This is a genomic window from Nonomuraea sediminis, from assembly GCF_018531495.1.
In the GTDB taxonomy this organism is placed as follows: Bacteria; Actinomycetota; Actinomycetes; order Streptosporangiales; family Streptosporangiaceae; genus Nonomuraea; species Nonomuraea sediminis.
Genome location: NZ_JAHDTI010000011.1, coordinates 486160 through 500562, shown reverse-complemented (window position 1 = coordinate 500562; position 14403 = coordinate 486160). Strand labels below are relative to the sequence as shown.

The 14403-nt window shown below is 71.1% G+C and carries 17 protein-coding genes and 1 tRNA gene; 7 read left to right on the top strand and 11 right to left on the bottom strand.

Annotation, left to right across the window (positions count from 1 at the left end):
• Positions 1–81: 81 nt before the first annotated feature.
• Positions 82–156 (bottom strand) — tRNA-Val (locus KIK09_RS39965).
• Positions 157–597: 441 nt separating this feature from the next.
• On the opposite strand from KIK09_RS39965, the gene KIK09_RS39960 reads away from it, so the two are divergent.
• On the top strand, positions 598–1014 hold the full coding sequence (locus KIK09_RS39960; RefSeq protein ID WP_020547189.1) for an SsgA family sporulation/cell division regulator: 417 nt from the start codon (positions 598–600) through the stop codon (positions 1012–1014).
• 150 nt (positions 1015–1164) lie between these two features.
• Here the strand turns inward: KIK09_RS39960 and KIK09_RS39955 are convergent, their stop codons facing one another.
• Positions 1165–1758 (bottom strand): DUF305 domain-containing protein, encoded by a 594-nt coding sequence (locus KIK09_RS39955; protein WP_308164602.1) that lies wholly within the window; start codon positions 1756–1758, stop codon positions 1165–1167.
• Between the two features lie 73 nt (positions 1759–1831).
• On the opposite strand from KIK09_RS39955, the gene KIK09_RS39950 reads away from it, so the two are divergent.
• From KIK09_RS39950 to KIK09_RS39940, 3 genes are read left to right on the top strand one after another with little or no spacing between them, the layout of a single operon-like run.
• Complete coding sequence (locus KIK09_RS39950; RefSeq protein WP_308164601.1) at positions 1832–3187, top strand: hypothetical protein; 1356 nt, start codon at positions 1832–1834, stop codon at positions 3185–3187.
• Positions 3184–3918 (top strand): class I SAM-dependent methyltransferase, encoded by a 735-nt coding sequence (locus KIK09_RS39945; protein ID WP_214324675.1) that lies wholly within the window; start codon positions 3184–3186, stop codon positions 3916–3918. Before KIK09_RS39950 ends, KIK09_RS39945 begins: the two co-directional genes overlap by 4 nt.
• A 25-nt stretch (positions 3919–3943) precedes the next feature.
• A complete protein-coding gene (locus KIK09_RS39940; RefSeq protein WP_214324674.1) occupies positions 3944–4105 on the top strand; it encodes a hypothetical protein in 162 nt (53 codons plus the stop codon).
• Here KIK09_RS39940 and KIK09_RS39935 read toward each other — a convergent pair.
• The 5 genes from KIK09_RS39935 to KIK09_RS39915 form a co-directional block, all read right to left on the bottom strand.
• Positions 4095–4604 (bottom strand): GNAT family N-acetyltransferase, encoded by a 510-nt coding sequence (locus tag KIK09_RS39935; RefSeq protein ID WP_214324673.1) that lies wholly within the window; start codon positions 4602–4604, stop codon positions 4095–4097. The genes KIK09_RS39940 and KIK09_RS39935 overlap by 11 nt on opposite strands.
• A 16-nt stretch (positions 4605–4620) precedes the next feature.
• Positions 4621–5178: a hypothetical protein gene (locus KIK09_RS39930; protein WP_214324672.1), complete on the bottom strand. Its 558-nt coding sequence runs from the start codon at positions 5176–5178 to the stop codon at positions 4621–4623.
• A gap of 142 nt (positions 5179–5320) precedes the next feature.
• Positions 5321–6151 carry an aminotransferase class IV gene (locus KIK09_RS39925; RefSeq protein ID WP_214324671.1) on the bottom strand — a complete coding sequence of 277 codons (831 nt, stop codon included), beginning with the start codon at positions 6149–6151 and terminating at the stop codon, positions 5321–5323.
• Positions 6148–7152, bottom strand: a complete 1005-nt coding sequence (locus KIK09_RS39920; protein WP_214324670.1) for a chorismate-binding protein — start codon at positions 7150–7152, stop codon at positions 6148–6150. Before KIK09_RS39920 ends, KIK09_RS39925 begins: the two co-directional genes overlap by 4 nt.
• Positions 7119–8027, bottom strand: a complete 909-nt coding sequence (locus KIK09_RS39915) for a LysR family transcriptional regulator (RefSeq protein WP_250574461.1) — start codon at positions 8025–8027, stop codon at positions 7119–7121. The genes KIK09_RS39920 and KIK09_RS39915 overlap by 34 nt, the downstream gene beginning before the upstream one ends.
• Positions 8028–8084: 57 nt before the next feature.
• Here KIK09_RS39915 and KIK09_RS39910 point away from each other — a divergent pair, with 57 nt between their 5' ends.
• Positions 8085–9242 (top strand): NAD(P)-binding domain-containing protein, encoded by a 1158-nt coding sequence (locus tag KIK09_RS39910; RefSeq protein ID WP_214324668.1) that lies wholly within the window; start codon positions 8085–8087, stop codon positions 9240–9242.
• Positions 9243–9321: 79 nt separating this feature from the next.
• On the opposite strand, the gene hutH is transcribed toward KIK09_RS39910, so the two are convergent.
• The 3 genes from hutH to KIK09_RS59590 form a co-directional block, all read right to left on the bottom strand.
• Positions 9322–10872, bottom strand: coding sequence for a histidine ammonia-lyase (gene hutH / locus KIK09_RS39905; RefSeq protein WP_214324667.1), 1551 nt, complete (start codon positions 10870–10872; stop codon positions 9322–9324).
• Positions 10873–10886: 14 nt separating this feature from the next.
• Positions 10887–11600 carry an ArsR/SmtB family transcription factor gene (locus KIK09_RS39900; RefSeq protein WP_214324666.1) on the bottom strand — a complete coding sequence of 238 codons (714 nt, stop codon included), beginning with the start codon at positions 11598–11600 and terminating at the stop codon, positions 10887–10889.
• 84 nt (positions 11601–11684) lie between these two features.
• A complete protein-coding gene (locus KIK09_RS59590) occupies positions 11685–12437 on the bottom strand; it encodes a class I SAM-dependent methyltransferase (protein ID WP_214324665.1) in 753 nt (250 codons plus the stop codon).
• A gap of 70 nt (positions 12438–12507) precedes the next feature.
• Here KIK09_RS59590 and KIK09_RS39890 point away from each other — a divergent pair, with 70 nt between their 5' ends.
• Positions 12508–13083: a CGNR zinc finger domain-containing protein gene (locus KIK09_RS39890; protein ID WP_214324664.1), complete on the top strand. Its 576-nt coding sequence runs from the start codon at positions 12508–12510 to the stop codon at positions 13081–13083.
• 19 nt (positions 13084–13102) lie between these two features.
• Here the strand turns inward: KIK09_RS39890 and KIK09_RS39885 are convergent, their stop codons facing one another.
• Positions 13103–13810, bottom strand: a complete 708-nt coding sequence (locus KIK09_RS39885) for a siderophore-interacting protein (protein WP_214324663.1) — start codon at positions 13808–13810, stop codon at positions 13103–13105.
• Between the two features lie 121 nt (positions 13811–13931).
• Here KIK09_RS39885 and KIK09_RS39880 point away from each other — a divergent pair, with 121 nt between their 5' ends.
• On the top strand, positions 13932–14402 hold the full coding sequence (locus tag KIK09_RS39880; protein ID WP_214324662.1) for a hypothetical protein: 471 nt from the start codon (positions 13932–13934) through the stop codon (positions 14400–14402).
• Position 14403 lies beyond the last annotated feature (1 nt).

The window sequence follows — 14403 nt, the reverse complement described above, 5'->3', positions numbered from 1 at the left end:
GTCGAGATGATCTCTGTTTCCCAAATCGTTCCCAAACATGCGAGAGGCCGCCTCGCCTAACCGGCGAAACGGCCTCTGAGCTGGTGGGCGATACTGGGATCGAACCAGTGACCTCTTCGGTGTGAACGAAGCGCTCTCCCGCTGAGCTAATCGCCCGCCCTGTGTCGGTTCCGTGTGGCGCCGACGGGGAAAACCATACCGCACTCCCGGACGTCCTGACGCATCGGCGCGGCGCATCGGCCCGTGCTGGGAGACGATTCGGGGGAAACGCGGTGGTTGGCCGCCAGCAGGGTGGCCTCGTGGCATACCATCGTCGTGTTCCGGAAGGTGCCGATCGTGATCCTTTGCAGCGAAAGGTTCTGGTGGGCACGCCGGGACAGGCTCCACAACTCGCAAAACCCTTGTAAACCGGACCCGATTGATGTCGTTTAGCCAGGTAGATGCCTAAATGTCCCGCTGTGATGTGCGTTACAGAAGGCCGTAGGAGCGGAATCTTTCCTACAGGTTTCTTCGTTCCGCGTCATAGCTCAGGACGAAGTCCGTGTGAGCAGTGAAAGCCCCGTAGAGGGGACCTACGACGAAAAGGTTTGGCTGACGATGAACAGCACCACCGTCTCCGCCGAGCTTGGCCTTCGGCTTGTGGTCCCCGACCGTACAACCGTCCCCCTGCTCGCCGGACTGAGCTACACAGCCGACGACCCGTACGCCATCCGCATGGCCTTCCACGTAGGGAACGACGAACCGGTCGAGTGGATCTTCGCCCGCGAATTGCTGACCGTGGGCATCGTAAGACGCGTCGGCGACGGCGACGTGCAGGTCTGGCCTGCCCGCGCCGACGGCGAACGCACCCTTCACATCAGCCTGACCTCACCGTTCGGACAGGCGCTCTTCGAAGTCCCGCTGGCACCTCTCACCGAGTTCCTGCACCGCACCTACGAGAAGGTGCCCGCAGGCCGGGAGACCGATTTCATGGACCTGGACGCCGAGCTGACCAACATGCTCTGGCCTTCGTAAACAATCCCCACACCCCCTCCTCCTGTACGGCAAGCCGAGCCCACCGCCCACCGCCGACGTGCCCGCACGTCCCGCAGCGGCCGGTGCGCATGGGTGAATCGGCCGATCGCCGTCACGACGCCAGGTGACCCATCCGACGGCTACGCAGCGTCACCGGGCGGTCGCCTTCATTCTCTCGATCTCGATGCTCTGCCCCGCGTAGACGTCGCGGGCCATCAGCCGCATCCGCTGGTCCTGCCCGTCCGCCAGCTCCTCCTGCGCCATCTTCAGCGCCCCCGTGTGATGCCTGATCATGAGCTGCAGGAACATCCGGTCGAAGTCCGCGCCCTTGGCGGCGGCCAGAGCGGTCAGCTCGGAAGCTCCGGCCATGCCGTACGACGTGGGCCCGTGCGCGTGATCGGCCGGCGCCGGACGGCCCTGCTCGGCGAGCCAGGACGACAGCAGCTTGATCTCCGGTCCCTGCGCCAGCGTGATCTGGTCGGCGATGCGCCTTATCTGCGGGTTCGTGGTGCGGTCCGCCACCAGGCTCGTCATCTCCAGCGCCTGCCTGTGGTGCGGGATCATCGACTCCGCGAAGCGGACGTCCGCCTGCGCGGGCGTGCCCGTCTGTCCCAGGCGCTCTCCCGGGCTTGCCGTACGGCCCGCCGTACCGGGACCCTGGGGGACGATCACCGGGGCGCCCGAGCCGATCGGCGCGGGGCCGTCGGCGGCGGCGGAACAGCCCGCCAGCGCGAGAACCGTCACAGCCGTGAGGGTGAGCGCGCGCCGATGCGATGACATAGCTTCCATACTGGACCACGAGATCAAGGGGGCGCGCGTGCACACTGCCAGGCTGACAGGGATGGTGGCGTGCGCGATGGCGGTCCTGCTCGCGGCCTGCTCGCCCGCTCCGGCGGAGCCGGTCCGACGCTCGGCGACCGCGCAGGGCGACGTCATGACGAGCGAGAACGTCAGGCTGGTCGCCAACGTGCCACGGGCGGCGCCGCTCAACGGCCCCATGGACTGGAACACCGATCTGGCCTTCCAGGGCGACTACGCCTTCGTCGGCAACTTCGGCGGCTTCGCGATCTACGACATCAGCGACCCGGCCAAGCCCAAGACGGTGAGCCAGGTCGCCTGTCCCGCCCAGCAGAACGACGTCTCCGTCTACGGCGACCTGCTGATCCTGTCGGTCGACGAGCCGCGCAGCGACGAGACGTGCGCCTCCACCACGAAGGACCGCAACTGGGAGGGCCTGCGGATCTTCGACATCAGCGACAAGGCCAGTCCCAAGTACGTCTCGTCGGTGGCCACCGACTGCGGGTCGCACACGCACACGATGATCCCCGACGGCGACCGGCTCTTCGTGTACGTGTCCTCGCCCGGGCCGCAGCCCGACTCCAAGACGTGCCCGGCGCCGCACGAGCTCATCCAGGTCGTGGAGATCCCGGTCAAGGACCCCGCGTCCGCGAAGGTCGTGGCCAAGCCCGACATCCTGCCCGAACGGCAGGAGTCCATGAGCGGCTGCCACGACATCACCGCCTACCCGGAGAAGCACCTGGCCGCGGCTGCCTGCTTCGGCGAGGGGTTCCTGCTCGACATCGCCGACCCGGTCAACCCGAAGGTCCTGCAGCAGGTCCGCGACACGGAGAACTTCCAGATCTGGCACTCGGCCACGTTCAACAACGACGCCACCAAGGTCGTCTTCAGCGACGAGCTGGGCGGCGGCTCGATCCCGACGTGCGACAGGCACACGCCCGCGACGAAGGGCGCGGACGCGATCTACGACCTCGTCGGCGGGCGGCTGGAGCGGCGCGGATACTTCAAGATCCCGCGTCAGCAGCAGCCGGACGAGAACTGCGTGGCCCACAACGGCTCGCTCATCCCCGTCAAGGGCAGGGACGTCATGGTCCAGGCCTGGTACCAGGGCGGCGTGTCCATCTGGGACTTCACGGACTCGACGCAGCCCAAGGAGATCGGCTACTTCGAACGCGGGCCGTACCCGCCCGACAGCGCGGGAGGCGTGGCGGGCTCGTGGTCGGCCTACTACTACAACGGCTACGTCTACTCCAGCGACATCCGCATGGGCCTGGACGTCATCCAGATCTCCGACCCCCTGACGGACCCGGCCAAGAAGATCAAGATGCCCGACTTCAACGTCCAGACCCAGAAGTCGTACGGGAACCCCTCATGACCTACGGCGAGCTGGTCAGGGACGCGCTGGAGGCGCCGTTCGAAGGCTGGGACTTCGGCGTGTTCGACGGCCGCTTCTCCGAGGACGCGACCTTGCCGTGGGACTACGAGGCGATGGTGCGTGAGCGGCTGCCCGGCCTCTCGTCGCTGCTGGATCTCGGGACCGGTGGGGGCGAGCTGCTGTCGTCGCTGGCGCCGCTGCCGCCTCGCACGGCGGCCACCGAGGGGTATCCGCCCAACGTCCCCGTGGCGCGGCGGCGGCTCGAGCCTCTCGGGGTGCGGGTCGAGGAGATCGACGATGACGACGCGCTCCCGTTCGGCGACGCCTCCTTCGAGCTGATCACCAGCCGCCACGAGTCCTACGACCCCGACGAGATCCGCCGGGTCCTCTCACCCGGCGGCGTCTTCCTCACCCAGCAGGTCGGCGGCGACGATCTCGCCGGGCTCAACGCCGCCCTGGGCGCGCCGCCGCACGGCTACCGCTCCTGGCGCCTCGAGACGGCGGCCGCCGAACTCGAGAAGGCCGGCCTCGAGATCCTCTGGCAGCAGGAGGCGACGGTGCCTGCGACATTCCACGACATCGGCGCGATAGTGATGTTCCTTCGCATCACCCCCTGGCAGATCCCCGACTTCACCACCGACCGCTACGCCCAGGCCCTCCAGACCCTCCACACCCACATGCCCCTCAAGACCTCCTGCCACCGCTTCACCCTCCTGGCCAGAACCCCCTGACCCTCGCCCGCCCCTGCCTCACGCGATGTTCGGTCTGGACGTCGAGCTCACGCGGGAGGGCCTGAACGCGGTGGGGCACGAGATCTCCGCCGGTAACACCGCGACCGCCGATCAGCGCCGGGACGACGTCCTCGAAAATCAGCCCGTGGTCGACCCCGCCATGAGCACCCGGTGTTCTAGCGGGTGAAGACCGTGACGGTGGCTTCAGGGGTGGTCAGGCGGTGCCAGCCGAGGCGTTCGTAGAGGCGGATGGCGGGGGTGGCCTGGGGAGAGGTGAGGAGCCAGGCTCGGGGGGCGTCGGCGCAGAGGAGGTCGAGGATGCGGGCCGCGAGGCCCTGGCCGCGGGCGTGGGGGGCCACGGCCAGTTCGTCGACTTCGAGGGCGCCTACGAGGTGGGAGTCCACCCGGTCGCCGAGTTCGGCGCGGACGCGGCCGTAGGCGCGGTTCGCGGGGAAGGGCGGTTGGGTGGGCCAGGCCGTACCGAAGCCCGCGGGGCGCCCGGAGTCGGAGGCGAGGACGGCCGTGAAGCCGGGGCGAAGGACGTCGGCGGCCAGGCGCCCGGCGAAGGCGTCGGCCTGGGTGCCGTCCTCGTTCCATGGCGGCTCCGCGAAGGCGGTCCTGTAGAGCTCGACGAAGGCGGGCGTGCGGGCGAGGGCCTCTTCACCGGACAGCCGTTCCAGGCGCATGCGGGCAACCGTATCGTCAGATCTCCTCGACGCGGATCCCGAGGGCGCGCAGAGCGGGCGCGAGCCTGGCGGCGCCGTCCAGGATCGAGAAGCCGACCACCACGTCGTCCGTGAGCCCCACGTAGACGGCCGGGCGCGGCCTGAGCAGGTGGGGGCGCTCGATCACGACGTCGTGGATCTCCTCCAGCAGGATCTCGGCCCCGTAGCGCCGGAACGCCAGCCGGTCGGGGTGGATCACCAGGACGGCCGTGCGGGACGTCTCCCGCCCGCCTATCTCCTCGTACCGCTGGAACCTGACGGCGAACTCGCCGGGGCCGACCCGCATCCTGGCCGCCACCAGCTTCCGCAGTACCAGGTCGGACGGCAGCAGCAGGACGGCGCCGCCCACCAGGACCGCCAGCGCCCACCAGTTGGCGGTCAGCGCCGTGTGCGCCGCCACGACCGCCACCGTGATCAGCGGCGCCACCGTGAAGGCCCGTCGCGCCCTGGCGGCCTCGGCGGCCAGCTGCCGCGCGGAGCCGTGCCCGGATATCCCGGGTGGGCGGGCAGAAATACGTGAACGTGGATCGGACATGCAGCACCCCCGTGCCCCGATACGCTTCCCCTGGTCCCCCGACCGTGTCCGACACCCTAGTGGGTAGGCGGGCCTTTCTGGCGCATGCGGTACGGCGAGCCCGCGCGGGGGGTGGGGGCGGGGTGCGCCCCCACCTGGGGCGTCAGGGGTTGAGGTCGGTGGCCGAGCGGTCGGCGAAGATCTTCATGGCCTCGGCAGTGACGGGGCCGGGGGCGACGGGGAGCGAGGTGTCGTCGACGAGCCCGATGGGCTGGATGTCGCGGGTCGTCGAGGTGAGGAAGGCCTCCTCCGCCTCGTAGATGGCCGACAGGGGCACGTCCTCCTCGACGCCGCCGCACCACTCCAGGGTGAGGGCCCGGGTGACGCCCGCCAGGCAGCCCGACTCGAGGGTGGGGGTGATCAGGCGCCCGCCGTGCACGAGGAAGACGTTGGAGCCCGTGCCCTCGCACAGGTTGCCGGCGAGGTTGCCGAAGATGGCCTCGCCGCCGCCGCGGGCCTTGGCGAAGGCCAGGGCCTTGGCGTTGTCGCCGTAGGAGGTCGACTTGACGCCCGACAGGGCGCCGCGCTCGTTGCGGGGCCAGGGGACGACCACGACGTTGGCCGCGGCGGGGAACGGCTTCTGCTCGTCGACGATGACGACCGAGGTGGTGCCCTGGTCGCCGCGGTCGGAGCCGAGGGGTCCTGGGCCGCTGGTGTAGGTGACGCGGATGCGGCCCAGCGGCCAGGCGGGCGCCTCGGCCAGGCACTTGGCGATGCCGTCGGCGATGGCCGACACGTCGGGGTCCGGCAGGTCCATGCGCTGGGCGGACAGGGTGAGCCGGTCGAGGTGGCGGGTGAGCGCGAACGACTCGCCGTTCACGATCTTGATGGTCTCGAACACGCCGTCGCCGACCATCAGGCCGTGGTCGAAGACGGATACGGTTGCCCGGGCGGGGTCGATCAGCTCGCCGTTGACCCAGACGGGGATGGTCATCTATTGCCTCCTGAGGATGCCAGTGCGATCAGCCTGGACGCCTTGAGCTCGGTTTCCTGCCACTCTCGCCGGGGGTCGCTGCCCCAGGTGATGCCGGCCCCGGTGCCGAAGCGGATCTCGCCGCCGGTCATCCAGAACGTGCGGATCCCGACGGCCAGCGCCGCGGTGCCACGGTCGGCGTCCACCCAGCCGATCGCCCCACAGTACGGCCCGCGGGGCTCCGGTTCGAGCTCATTGATGATGCGCAGCGCCGACGATTTGGGTGCTCCCGTCACCGAGCCGGGCGGGAACGTGGCGTCGAACAGCTCCTGCCAGCCGAAGGCCGGCGCGAGCCGGGCGCGGACGGTGGAGACGAGGTGCACCGAGCCCGGGTAGTCCTCGGCGGCGCACAGCGAGGGCACGGTGACCGAACCGACGGCGGCCACGATCCCGAGGTCGTTGCGGACCAGGTCGACGATCATGACGTTCTCGGCGTAGTCCTTCTCCAGCAGGTCGTCCCTGGTCACGCCGGTGCCCTTGATCGGGCGGGACTCGATCACGGCGCCGTCGCGCGACAGGTACAGCTCGGGCGAGGCCGTGACCACGCTCAGGCCGGGCACCTGGATCACGCCCCCGTAGTTGGCGGGGTTTCCCGACGAGAGCCGCGCCGCCAGGGCCAGCGGATCGGCCGACGGGGGAAGCGGCGCCGACAGCACCCGGCACAGGTTCGCCTGGTAGACCTCGCCCTCGGCGATGTAGCCCCGGATGGCCTCGACGCCGCGCTCGTACCCGGCCTGGTCGAGGGAACTGCTCCACTGCGAGGGCCCGATCCACGGTCCGGCCGCGGGCAGCGGGGCCGGCCGTACCGTGTCGAAGCGGGCGCACGTCGCCTTGCCCTCGAAGTCCACCACGACCGCCCACCAGCCCGACCCGTCCAGCGCACCCAGGTCGGAGGTCAGGTCGCGCAATCCTGTCGCCAGGAGACCGTTCAGATGGGCGAAAGCGTCGTGCACACGTCCCATTCTCCCAGCATTCCGGCGAACTCCAGCGCGGCGGGTAGCGGCTCGTCCGGCAGCACCACGTAGACCCTGCGGGTAGGGGCGTGCTCGAGCAGCGGCCGCAGCACCAGGTCGGTGGGTACGGCACGCGCGGCCAGCTCGGGCACCAGCGTCACGCCGAGCCCGGCGGCGACGAACCCAAACTTTCCCGTCCATTCGGCCACCCGCAGCCCGCTGCGCGGCGTGAACCCGGCCGCCGCGCACGCGGCGACCAGCTGCGTCGGCTGCCCGCTCGGCGCCGCCTCGATCCACACCTCCCCGGCCAGGTCGCGCAGGTCGACGGCGTCCTGTACGGCCAGCGGATGCGTGCGCGGCAGCGCGACGAGCAGCCGGTCCTCAAGCAGCAGCCGCCCGTCGACGGGCAGCCCGGCGGGGTAGTCGCTGACGACGGCCACGTCCAGGGCCCCGGTGTCCAGCCGGTCGAGCAGCCGCGCGCTGAGCCCCTCGACCATCCGCAGCTCGACCCGCGGGTGCCGGGCGGCGAAGGCCTTCATCGTGGCGGGCACCAGGTCGACGTTGGCCGTGGCGAACGCCCCGATGCGCAGCACGCCGCCGCTGCCGGCGTGGATGGCGGCCAGCTCCTGCTTGGCCCGCGCCAGCCGGTCGAGCACGGCGACGGCGTGGCGGTGCAGCGCGGCTCCGGCCGGCGTCAGCCGTACCCCGCGGGCCAGGCGCTCGAACAGGGGGCCGCCGACGGCGCGCTCCAGCGCGGCGATGCGGCGCGACACCGCGGACTGGGTGTAGCCGAGCAGTTCGGCGGCGGCCGTGAAGGACCCGCTCGTGGCGACCTCGTCGAAGAGCCGGAGCGTGGCGGCGTCAAAGGCATTCTCATCGTGCATGGCTGCCATGCAATCTAGTCGGTGGTGGAATGCCTGGCATATGGGTTGACTGTCCGCATGATTGCTTTTCTTGGACAGGGACGCATGGGCGTCCCCATGGCCCGGCGGCTGAGCGAGGCCGGGCACGAGGTGACGACGTGGCGGCGGGGCACGGGCGTGACGGCGGCCGAGGCGGTCGCGGACGCGGACCTGGTGATCACCATGCTCAGCGATCCGGACGCGGTGCGGGAGGTGCTGACGGCCGCGCTGCGGGGGCTGCGGCCGGGCACGACGGTGGTGGAGATGTCCACGATCGGCCCTGAGGCCGTCGCCGAACTGCGGGAGCTGCTGCCGAGCGAGGTCAGGCTGGTGGACGCGCCGGTGCTCGGCAGCGTCGCCCCCGCCGCCGACGGCACGCTGGTCGTGCTGGCGGGCGGCGACCTCGGCGAGGTGCGCGAGGTGCTCGAGGTCTTCGGCACGGTGCGCCCGTGCGGGCCGCTCGGCGCGGGCGCGGCGATGAAGCTGGCCGTGATGAGCGCGATCGTGCCGGCCCAGGTGGTGCTCGCCGAGACGCTCGCGTACGGCGAGCAGCACGGCGTCGACCGGGCCCAGCTGGTCGAGGTGCTGTCGCGGACCCCGCTGGGCGGGCTGGTGGAGCGGGTGGCCAACCCGTCGGCCGAGACCCGTTACGCGCTCGGGCTTGCGGCCAAGGATCTGCGGCTGGCGGCCTGGGAGGGCGCGCCCACGGCTGCCAGGGCCCGCGAGTGGCTGCAGGAGGCCGAGTCCGCCGGGCTGGGCGACCGCGACCTGACGGCCATCGCCCGGTTCGTCGCGCTCAAGGGCGGGACGCCGAAGGCCGTGCCGATCAACGTCAAGACGATCCCGCCCACCAACGGCTACTACTCGCACGCCGTACGGGCCGGTGACACGCTCTACATCTCCGGTCAGGCCGCCTTCGACGAGGACGGCAAGGTCGTGGCGCCCGGTGACATGACCGCGCAGGCGGAGTTCGTCTTCGAGAACATCGCCAAGATCCTCGCGGACCAGGGCGCCCGGTTCGAGGACATCGCGTTCATCCGGACGTACCTGACGGACATGGACCAGCGGATGGAGCTGGGCGCGGTGCGCAGGCGCTACCTGACGGGCACGCCGCCGGCGAGCACGACGGTCGAGGTGTCGCGGCTGTTCATGGAGGGCGTGGTGCTGGAGGTGGACCTCATCGTCGCCCTGCCCTAGCCGTCCGTCACTTCTTCTTCAGCAGAAAGCATGGCGTGGAGGCGGTCTGCCCTTTCTGCGGCTGACCGCCTCCGATCCGCTAGGCGAGGGGGCCGGTCACCGATTCCGCGGCGGTGACGACCGTGCCGTCGGCGACCAGGCGGACCACGCTCTCGATCTCCGGCGCCAGGAACCGGTCGGGACCCGGGCCGGGCACGCTCTCCCTGAGCGCGGTGACCACGGCGCCGGTGGCGGGGGCGGGCTCGAGCGGGGCGCGCAGGTCGATGGCCCTGGCCGCGGTGAGGACCTCGACGGCCAGCACCCGGGTCAGGCCGTCGACGGCCTTGCGCAGCTTGCGCGCCGCGGACCAGCCCATGGAGACGTGGTCCTCCTGCATGGCCGAGCTCGGGATCGAGTCGACGCTGGCGGGCACGGCCAGGCGCTTCATCTCCGACACGATGGCGGCCTGCGTGTACTGGGCGATCATGTGGCCCGAGTCGACGCCCGGGTCGTCGGCCAGGAACGCGGGCAGGCCGTGGTTGCGCGCCACGTCCAGGAAGCGGTCGGTGCGCCGCTCGGACATCGACGCCACGTCGGCGGCCACGATCGCCAGGAAGTCCAGCACGTAGGCGACGGGGGCGCCGTGGAAGTTGCCGTTGGACTCCACCCGCCCGTCGTCGAGCACCGCCGGGTTGTCGACGGCGCTGGCCAGCTCCCAGGTGGCCACGTTGGCGGCGTGCGCGATCGTGTCGCGGGCCGCGCCCGCCACCTGCGGGGCGCAGCGCAGCGAGTAGGCGTCCTGGACGCGGGTGCAGGCGTTCGGGTCCCGGTGGCTGGCCATGATCCCGGAGTCGGCCAGCATCTTCCGCATGTTGGCGGCGGCCAGGGCCTGGCCGGGCTGCGGGCGCAGGGCCTGGAGCTCGGGCGCGAACACGGCGTCGGTGCCCAGCAGCGCCTCGACCGACATCGCGGCGCTCACGTCCGCGGTCTTGAGCAGCTTGGTCAGGTCGTCGATGGCCAGGATCAGCATGCCGAGCATGCCGTCGGTGCCGTTGATGAGGGCCAGGCCCTCCTTGGCGGCCAGCTCCACGGGCTCGATCCCGGCCTGCTTCAGCGCCTCCTGCGCCGGCCCCACATTTCCGGATCTATCCCTTACGACGCCCTCGCCCATGAGCGTGAGCGCCACGTGGGCCAGGGGCGCCAGGTCGCCGGAGCAGCCGAGCGAGCCGTACTCGTGCACGACAGGGGTGATCCCCGCGCTGATCAGCGCGGCGAGGGTCTTGGCCGTGGTGGGGCGGATGCCGGTGTGGCCGGTGGCCAGCGTGTGCAGGCGCAGCAGCATCAGCGCGCGCACCACCTCGGTCTCCACCTCGGGCCCGCTGCCGGCCGCGTGCGAGCGCACCAGCGAGCGCTGCAGCTGGGCGCGCAGCGCGGGGTCGATGTGCCGGGTCGCCAGGGCGCCGAACCCGGTGGAGACCCCGTAGGCGGGGACGGGGCTCTCGGCCAGCTCGTCCACCCGCTGGCGCGCCGCGGAGATCGCCGCGATCGCGTCGTCGGTGAGCTGTACGGCGGCGCCGTGTCGGGCCACTCGGATGACGTCGTCGAAGGTCAGTGGCTCCGGACCGACGTTCACGACTCCGTTGTCGCGCATGTTGCAACTCTCTCTCAGGTAACCGGCGTATGCGATGTTAGCTCCTTACCGGAGAACATCGTTTCGAGGCCCTGCCTGCCCTCGTCGGTGAGGGTGACCGCGCGCGGGACCTTGCCCCGCACGTACCACCCGCGCTCCAGCAGCACTCCCGTGATGGCCGCGCCGAGCGCGCCGCCCAGGTGGGCGCGGCGCTCGGTCCAGTCCAGGCATTCCGCGGCGAACCGCCGCCGCGCCCTCCTGGCCCCTGCGACATCGACTCCGAGGCTTGCGAGCAGGTCCTCGCCTTGTTGTGTTGGTTCCACCCCGTCCAGATAGCCGCCCTCCCTGAGCAGGTCGAGCAGCGCCACGCCCGCCCGTCCGGCCAGGTGGTCGTAGCAGGTGCGGGCCTCCTCCAGCAGCCGCGCCTGGCGCGACTGCCGCAGCGACCGTACGGCCGGCCGCACGCTGATCCTGGCCAGCACCTCGAGCACCTCGGCGATCTCGTGGCCGGACAGCCGGTAGTAGCGGTGCCTGCCCTGCTTGACGACGTCGACCAGGTGGCCGTCGAGCAGCTTGGCCAGGTGGGCGCTGGCCGTGGCCGGGCTCACCCCGGACAGCCTGGCCAACTCCCCCGCGGCCAGCGCCTTGCCGCCGAGCAGCGCGGTCAGGATGGCGGCCCTCGTCGGGTCTGCGATGAGCGCGGCGACGGGAGCGATGTCGGCGTCGCCTGCCACGTATTCCACTGCCATGCTCCCGACGGTAGCCCAACCATATTTCGCCCCCGGGCGAAGCATGCCCTGATGGCCAACACCCGCCGCCCGCCGTACTCACCGTCAGAGGACCGCGCAGAGCAGGCGGTTGTTGCCGCGCTGCCAGAGGGTGCCGGTCTCGGTGAAGCCGGCCGCCTCGAGGGCGTGGACGTGGGTGGACAGCAGGTGGGACTCCGAGCCGCTGTGGCTCGCGCCGGCGGTGGACCTGGCCTCGTTGAGCTCGGCCAGGGCGGGGTCGGCGGTGATGGCGTCCCACCACTGGCGCCAGTCCTCCGGCGGGCTGTCGGCGAATCGGCGGGCCGTCTCCCTGTCGTGCACCGCCCGCTCCAGGCGCGCGATCGCGGGCTTGGTGTCGTCGCCGTCGAGGTGGTCGCCGTTGAGCACCAGGCCGCCGGGCTTGAGGATCGAGGCCAGCTCGCCGTACACGACTTCGAGCTCGGGGCCGGAGATCCAGTGCAGCGCGGTGGTGCTGACGGCGACGTCGACCTGACGGTCGAGGCGGAGCCCGGCGCTCCAGCCGGGGGTGCGCAGGTCGAGCGAGACGAAATTCAGGTGCGGGTAGGCGGCCCGGCCCAGACCGATCAGCAGCGGATCGGCGTCGACGGAGACGACGGTGGCCTCCGGCAGCCGTTCGAGCAGGCGCGCCGACAGCGAGCCGGGGCCACAACCCAGGTCCACGACCACCGGGGCGGGCCCGGCGGCGGCCTCCACGGCGTCGATCAACGCGGTGAAGCGCTCCTCGCGGTCGGGCAGGTAGCCCTCCTGCTGCCGATCCCAGCGCGCGATCCACTCCAGTGCGGCATCGTTGGTGAGCACGAGTCCTCCCGTAACCGTCATTTAAGCTTTGGGTAGTCACACGCTAGAACGTAGGGGTGTAACCGGTCAAGTGAACTTCAACAGTCACACCGATGGAGTGGTCCGCGCGACCGTGGGCCTGATCAACGCGCTGACGCCCGGCGAACGGCGCGGCCGCCCCTACGAGCAGCCCACCGACCAGGTGGCCGCCGTCGCCGAGTGGCTGCGCGCGGGCTATCCCTCCTTCCGGGAACCCACCCCCGGCGAGGCGGCGGAACTGGTGTCGCTGGCCTCGCGGCTGCGCAGGGTCTTCGACGCGGTGGCCGCGGGCGACCTGGACGGAGCTGCCGGCGAGGTGAACGGGCTCCTGAACGAGACCAACGCCCGCCCGCTCCTGTCTCGGCACGACGGCGAGCCCTGGCACCTGCACTTCCACGGGCCCGCGGGCACCATGCCCGGCGACTGGGCGGCCTCCTGCGCCACAGCCCTGGCGATCGTCCTGGGCAGCGAGTTCCACGACCGCCTCGGCGTGTGCACGGCCCCCCACTGCGACCGCGTCTACGTGGACGTCTCCCGCAACGGCACCCGCCGCTTCTGCTCCACGGCCTGCCAGGGCCGCGTCAAAACCGCCGCCTTCCGCGCCCGCACCCGCGACACAACGCCCTGACCTCTCGGCCCGGCGGGGGTTAGTCGAGGCCGCGGCGGCCGGGGGTCCAGAAGGGCTTGGCGAGGACGAAGCGGCGGGGCCAGTTGCGGTCCTTGACGAGGTGGGTGCGGATGGCCTGGATGGTGCGGGCTTCGCCTGCCAGATAGGCGATGCCGGGGGCGTCGGGGAGCGGGAGGTCGGACACCGCTTCGATCAGGGGCGTTGAGGGGGTGGTGTGGGGGCCGCGGCGGGAGACGCGGGTCAGGGGGCGCGGGAGGGCGAGGTGGTCGTCGGAGCCTTCGGCCTCGACCACGCCGAAGGTCTGGGCGGTGGGGCGCAGGGCGCGGAGCATGGCGCCGAAGGCCACCGATGCCGTTTCCTCGCCGATGAAGAGGTGGTAGGGGGCGGCCTGCCGTACCACGAGTTTGCCGTCGGGGCGGGTGAAGGAGACCTGGTCGCCCACTCGCGCGGTGCGGACCCAGGCGGCACCGGGGGCGTCTCCGCCGTGGTCGTAGCCGATCAGGTCGAGGGTCTCCCAGGTGGGGTCGAGGTGCCAGACGGAGTACGTCCTGAGCAGGACGCCGCGGCCGACCAGGACGCGTACGTGCTGGCCCGGTGTCCAGGTCAGGCCGGCGATGGCGGGGCCGCCGATCGTGATGCGGCGCATGCGGGGCGCGACCTGCTCGACCTGCATGATCTCGCCCACCACGAACAGCTTGTCGCGCAGTGCTCGGCCGATGGACGCCATCTCGATACCCCCTAGATACATCACGATATATCGGACAATGCGAAAGCCTAGCGCGATATATCGTGACGCGCCAGGCATACTTCGACGGCGGGCCAACTGTTCCTGGCCCACGATGAGCCCCATGACGGACAACCCCGCACAGCTCGTAGCCGACGCCGTGGACCGCTGCCTCGCCTTGGCCGCCACCTGGCTGGCCTGGGACGGGCGCGCCATCGTCACTGACGGCGACAACATCTGGACCCCCGCCAAGGCGGCCCGCCGCATCGAGGACCACCTGATCGACCACCTGGCCGAGGTCGAGGCGCTGGTCGCCGGAGCGCCGACGGTGCAGGAACCCTGGCACGGCCGGGCGGTCACGCTCGAGCGGGACTGGGCCCGCTTCACCGAACTCGATCTGGCCGAGGCGCGCTCGCGCTGGATCCGCCTGGGCCGGGCGTACGTGGACCGCTACTCAACCGTCCCTGACCAGTGGGACACGCCGCGCGCGCCCAACTGGACTCTGCGCGAGATCGCCGAGCACGTAAGCGAAATCACCTGGTACGCCGAGCAGGTGGGCGAGTTCCGGTTTGGGGAGTCGGCCGGGATTCGCTAGA

Coding starts and splice junctions, on each gene's coding strand:
- KIK09_RS39940 (WP_214324674.1), top strand. CDS start 3,944: ATGTTCGGTCTGGACGTCGAGCTCACGCGGGAGGGCCTGAACGCGGTG.
- KIK09_RS39920 (WP_214324670.1), bottom strand. CDS start 7,152: ATGGGACGTGTGCACGACGCTTTCGCCCATCTGAACGGTCTCCTGGCG.
- KIK09_RS39945 (WP_214324675.1), top strand. CDS start 3,184: ATGACCTACGGCGAGCTGGTCAGGGACGCGCTGGAGGCGCCGTTCGAA.
- KIK09_RS39935 (WP_214324673.1), bottom strand. CDS start 4,604: ATGCGCCTGGAACGGCTGTCCGGTGAAGAGGCCCTCGCCCGCACGCCC.
- KIK09_RS39915 (WP_250574461.1), bottom strand. CDS start 8,027: ATGCACGATGAGAATGCCTTTGACGCCGCCACGCTCCGGCTCTTCGAC.
- KIK09_RS39910 (WP_214324668.1), top strand. CDS start 8,085: ATGATTGCTTTTCTTGGACAGGGACGCATGGGCGTCCCCATGGCCCGG.
- KIK09_RS39960 (WP_020547189.1), top strand. CDS start 598: ATGAACAGCACCACCGTCTCCGCCGAGCTTGGCCTTCGGCTTGTGGTC.
- KIK09_RS39900 (WP_214324666.1), bottom strand. CDS start 11,600: ATGGCAGTGGAATACGTGGCAGGCGACGCCGACATCGCTCCCGTCGCC.
- KIK09_RS39880 (WP_214324662.1), top strand. CDS start 13,932: ATGACGGACAACCCCGCACAGCTCGTAGCCGACGCCGTGGACCGCTGC.
- KIK09_RS39925 (WP_214324671.1), bottom strand. CDS start 6,151: ATGACCATCCCCGTCTGGGTCAACGGCGAGCTGATCGACCCCGCCCGG.
- hutH (WP_214324667.1), bottom strand. CDS start 10,872: ATGCGCGACAACGGAGTCGTGAACGTCGGTCCGGAGCCACTGACCTTC.
- KIK09_RS39930 (WP_214324672.1), bottom strand. CDS start 5,178: ATGTCCGATCCACGTTCACGTATTTCTGCCCGCCCACCCGGGATATCC.
- KIK09_RS39885 (WP_214324663.1), bottom strand. CDS start 13,810: ATGGCGTCCATCGGCCGAGCACTGCGCGACAAGCTGTTCGTGGTGGGC.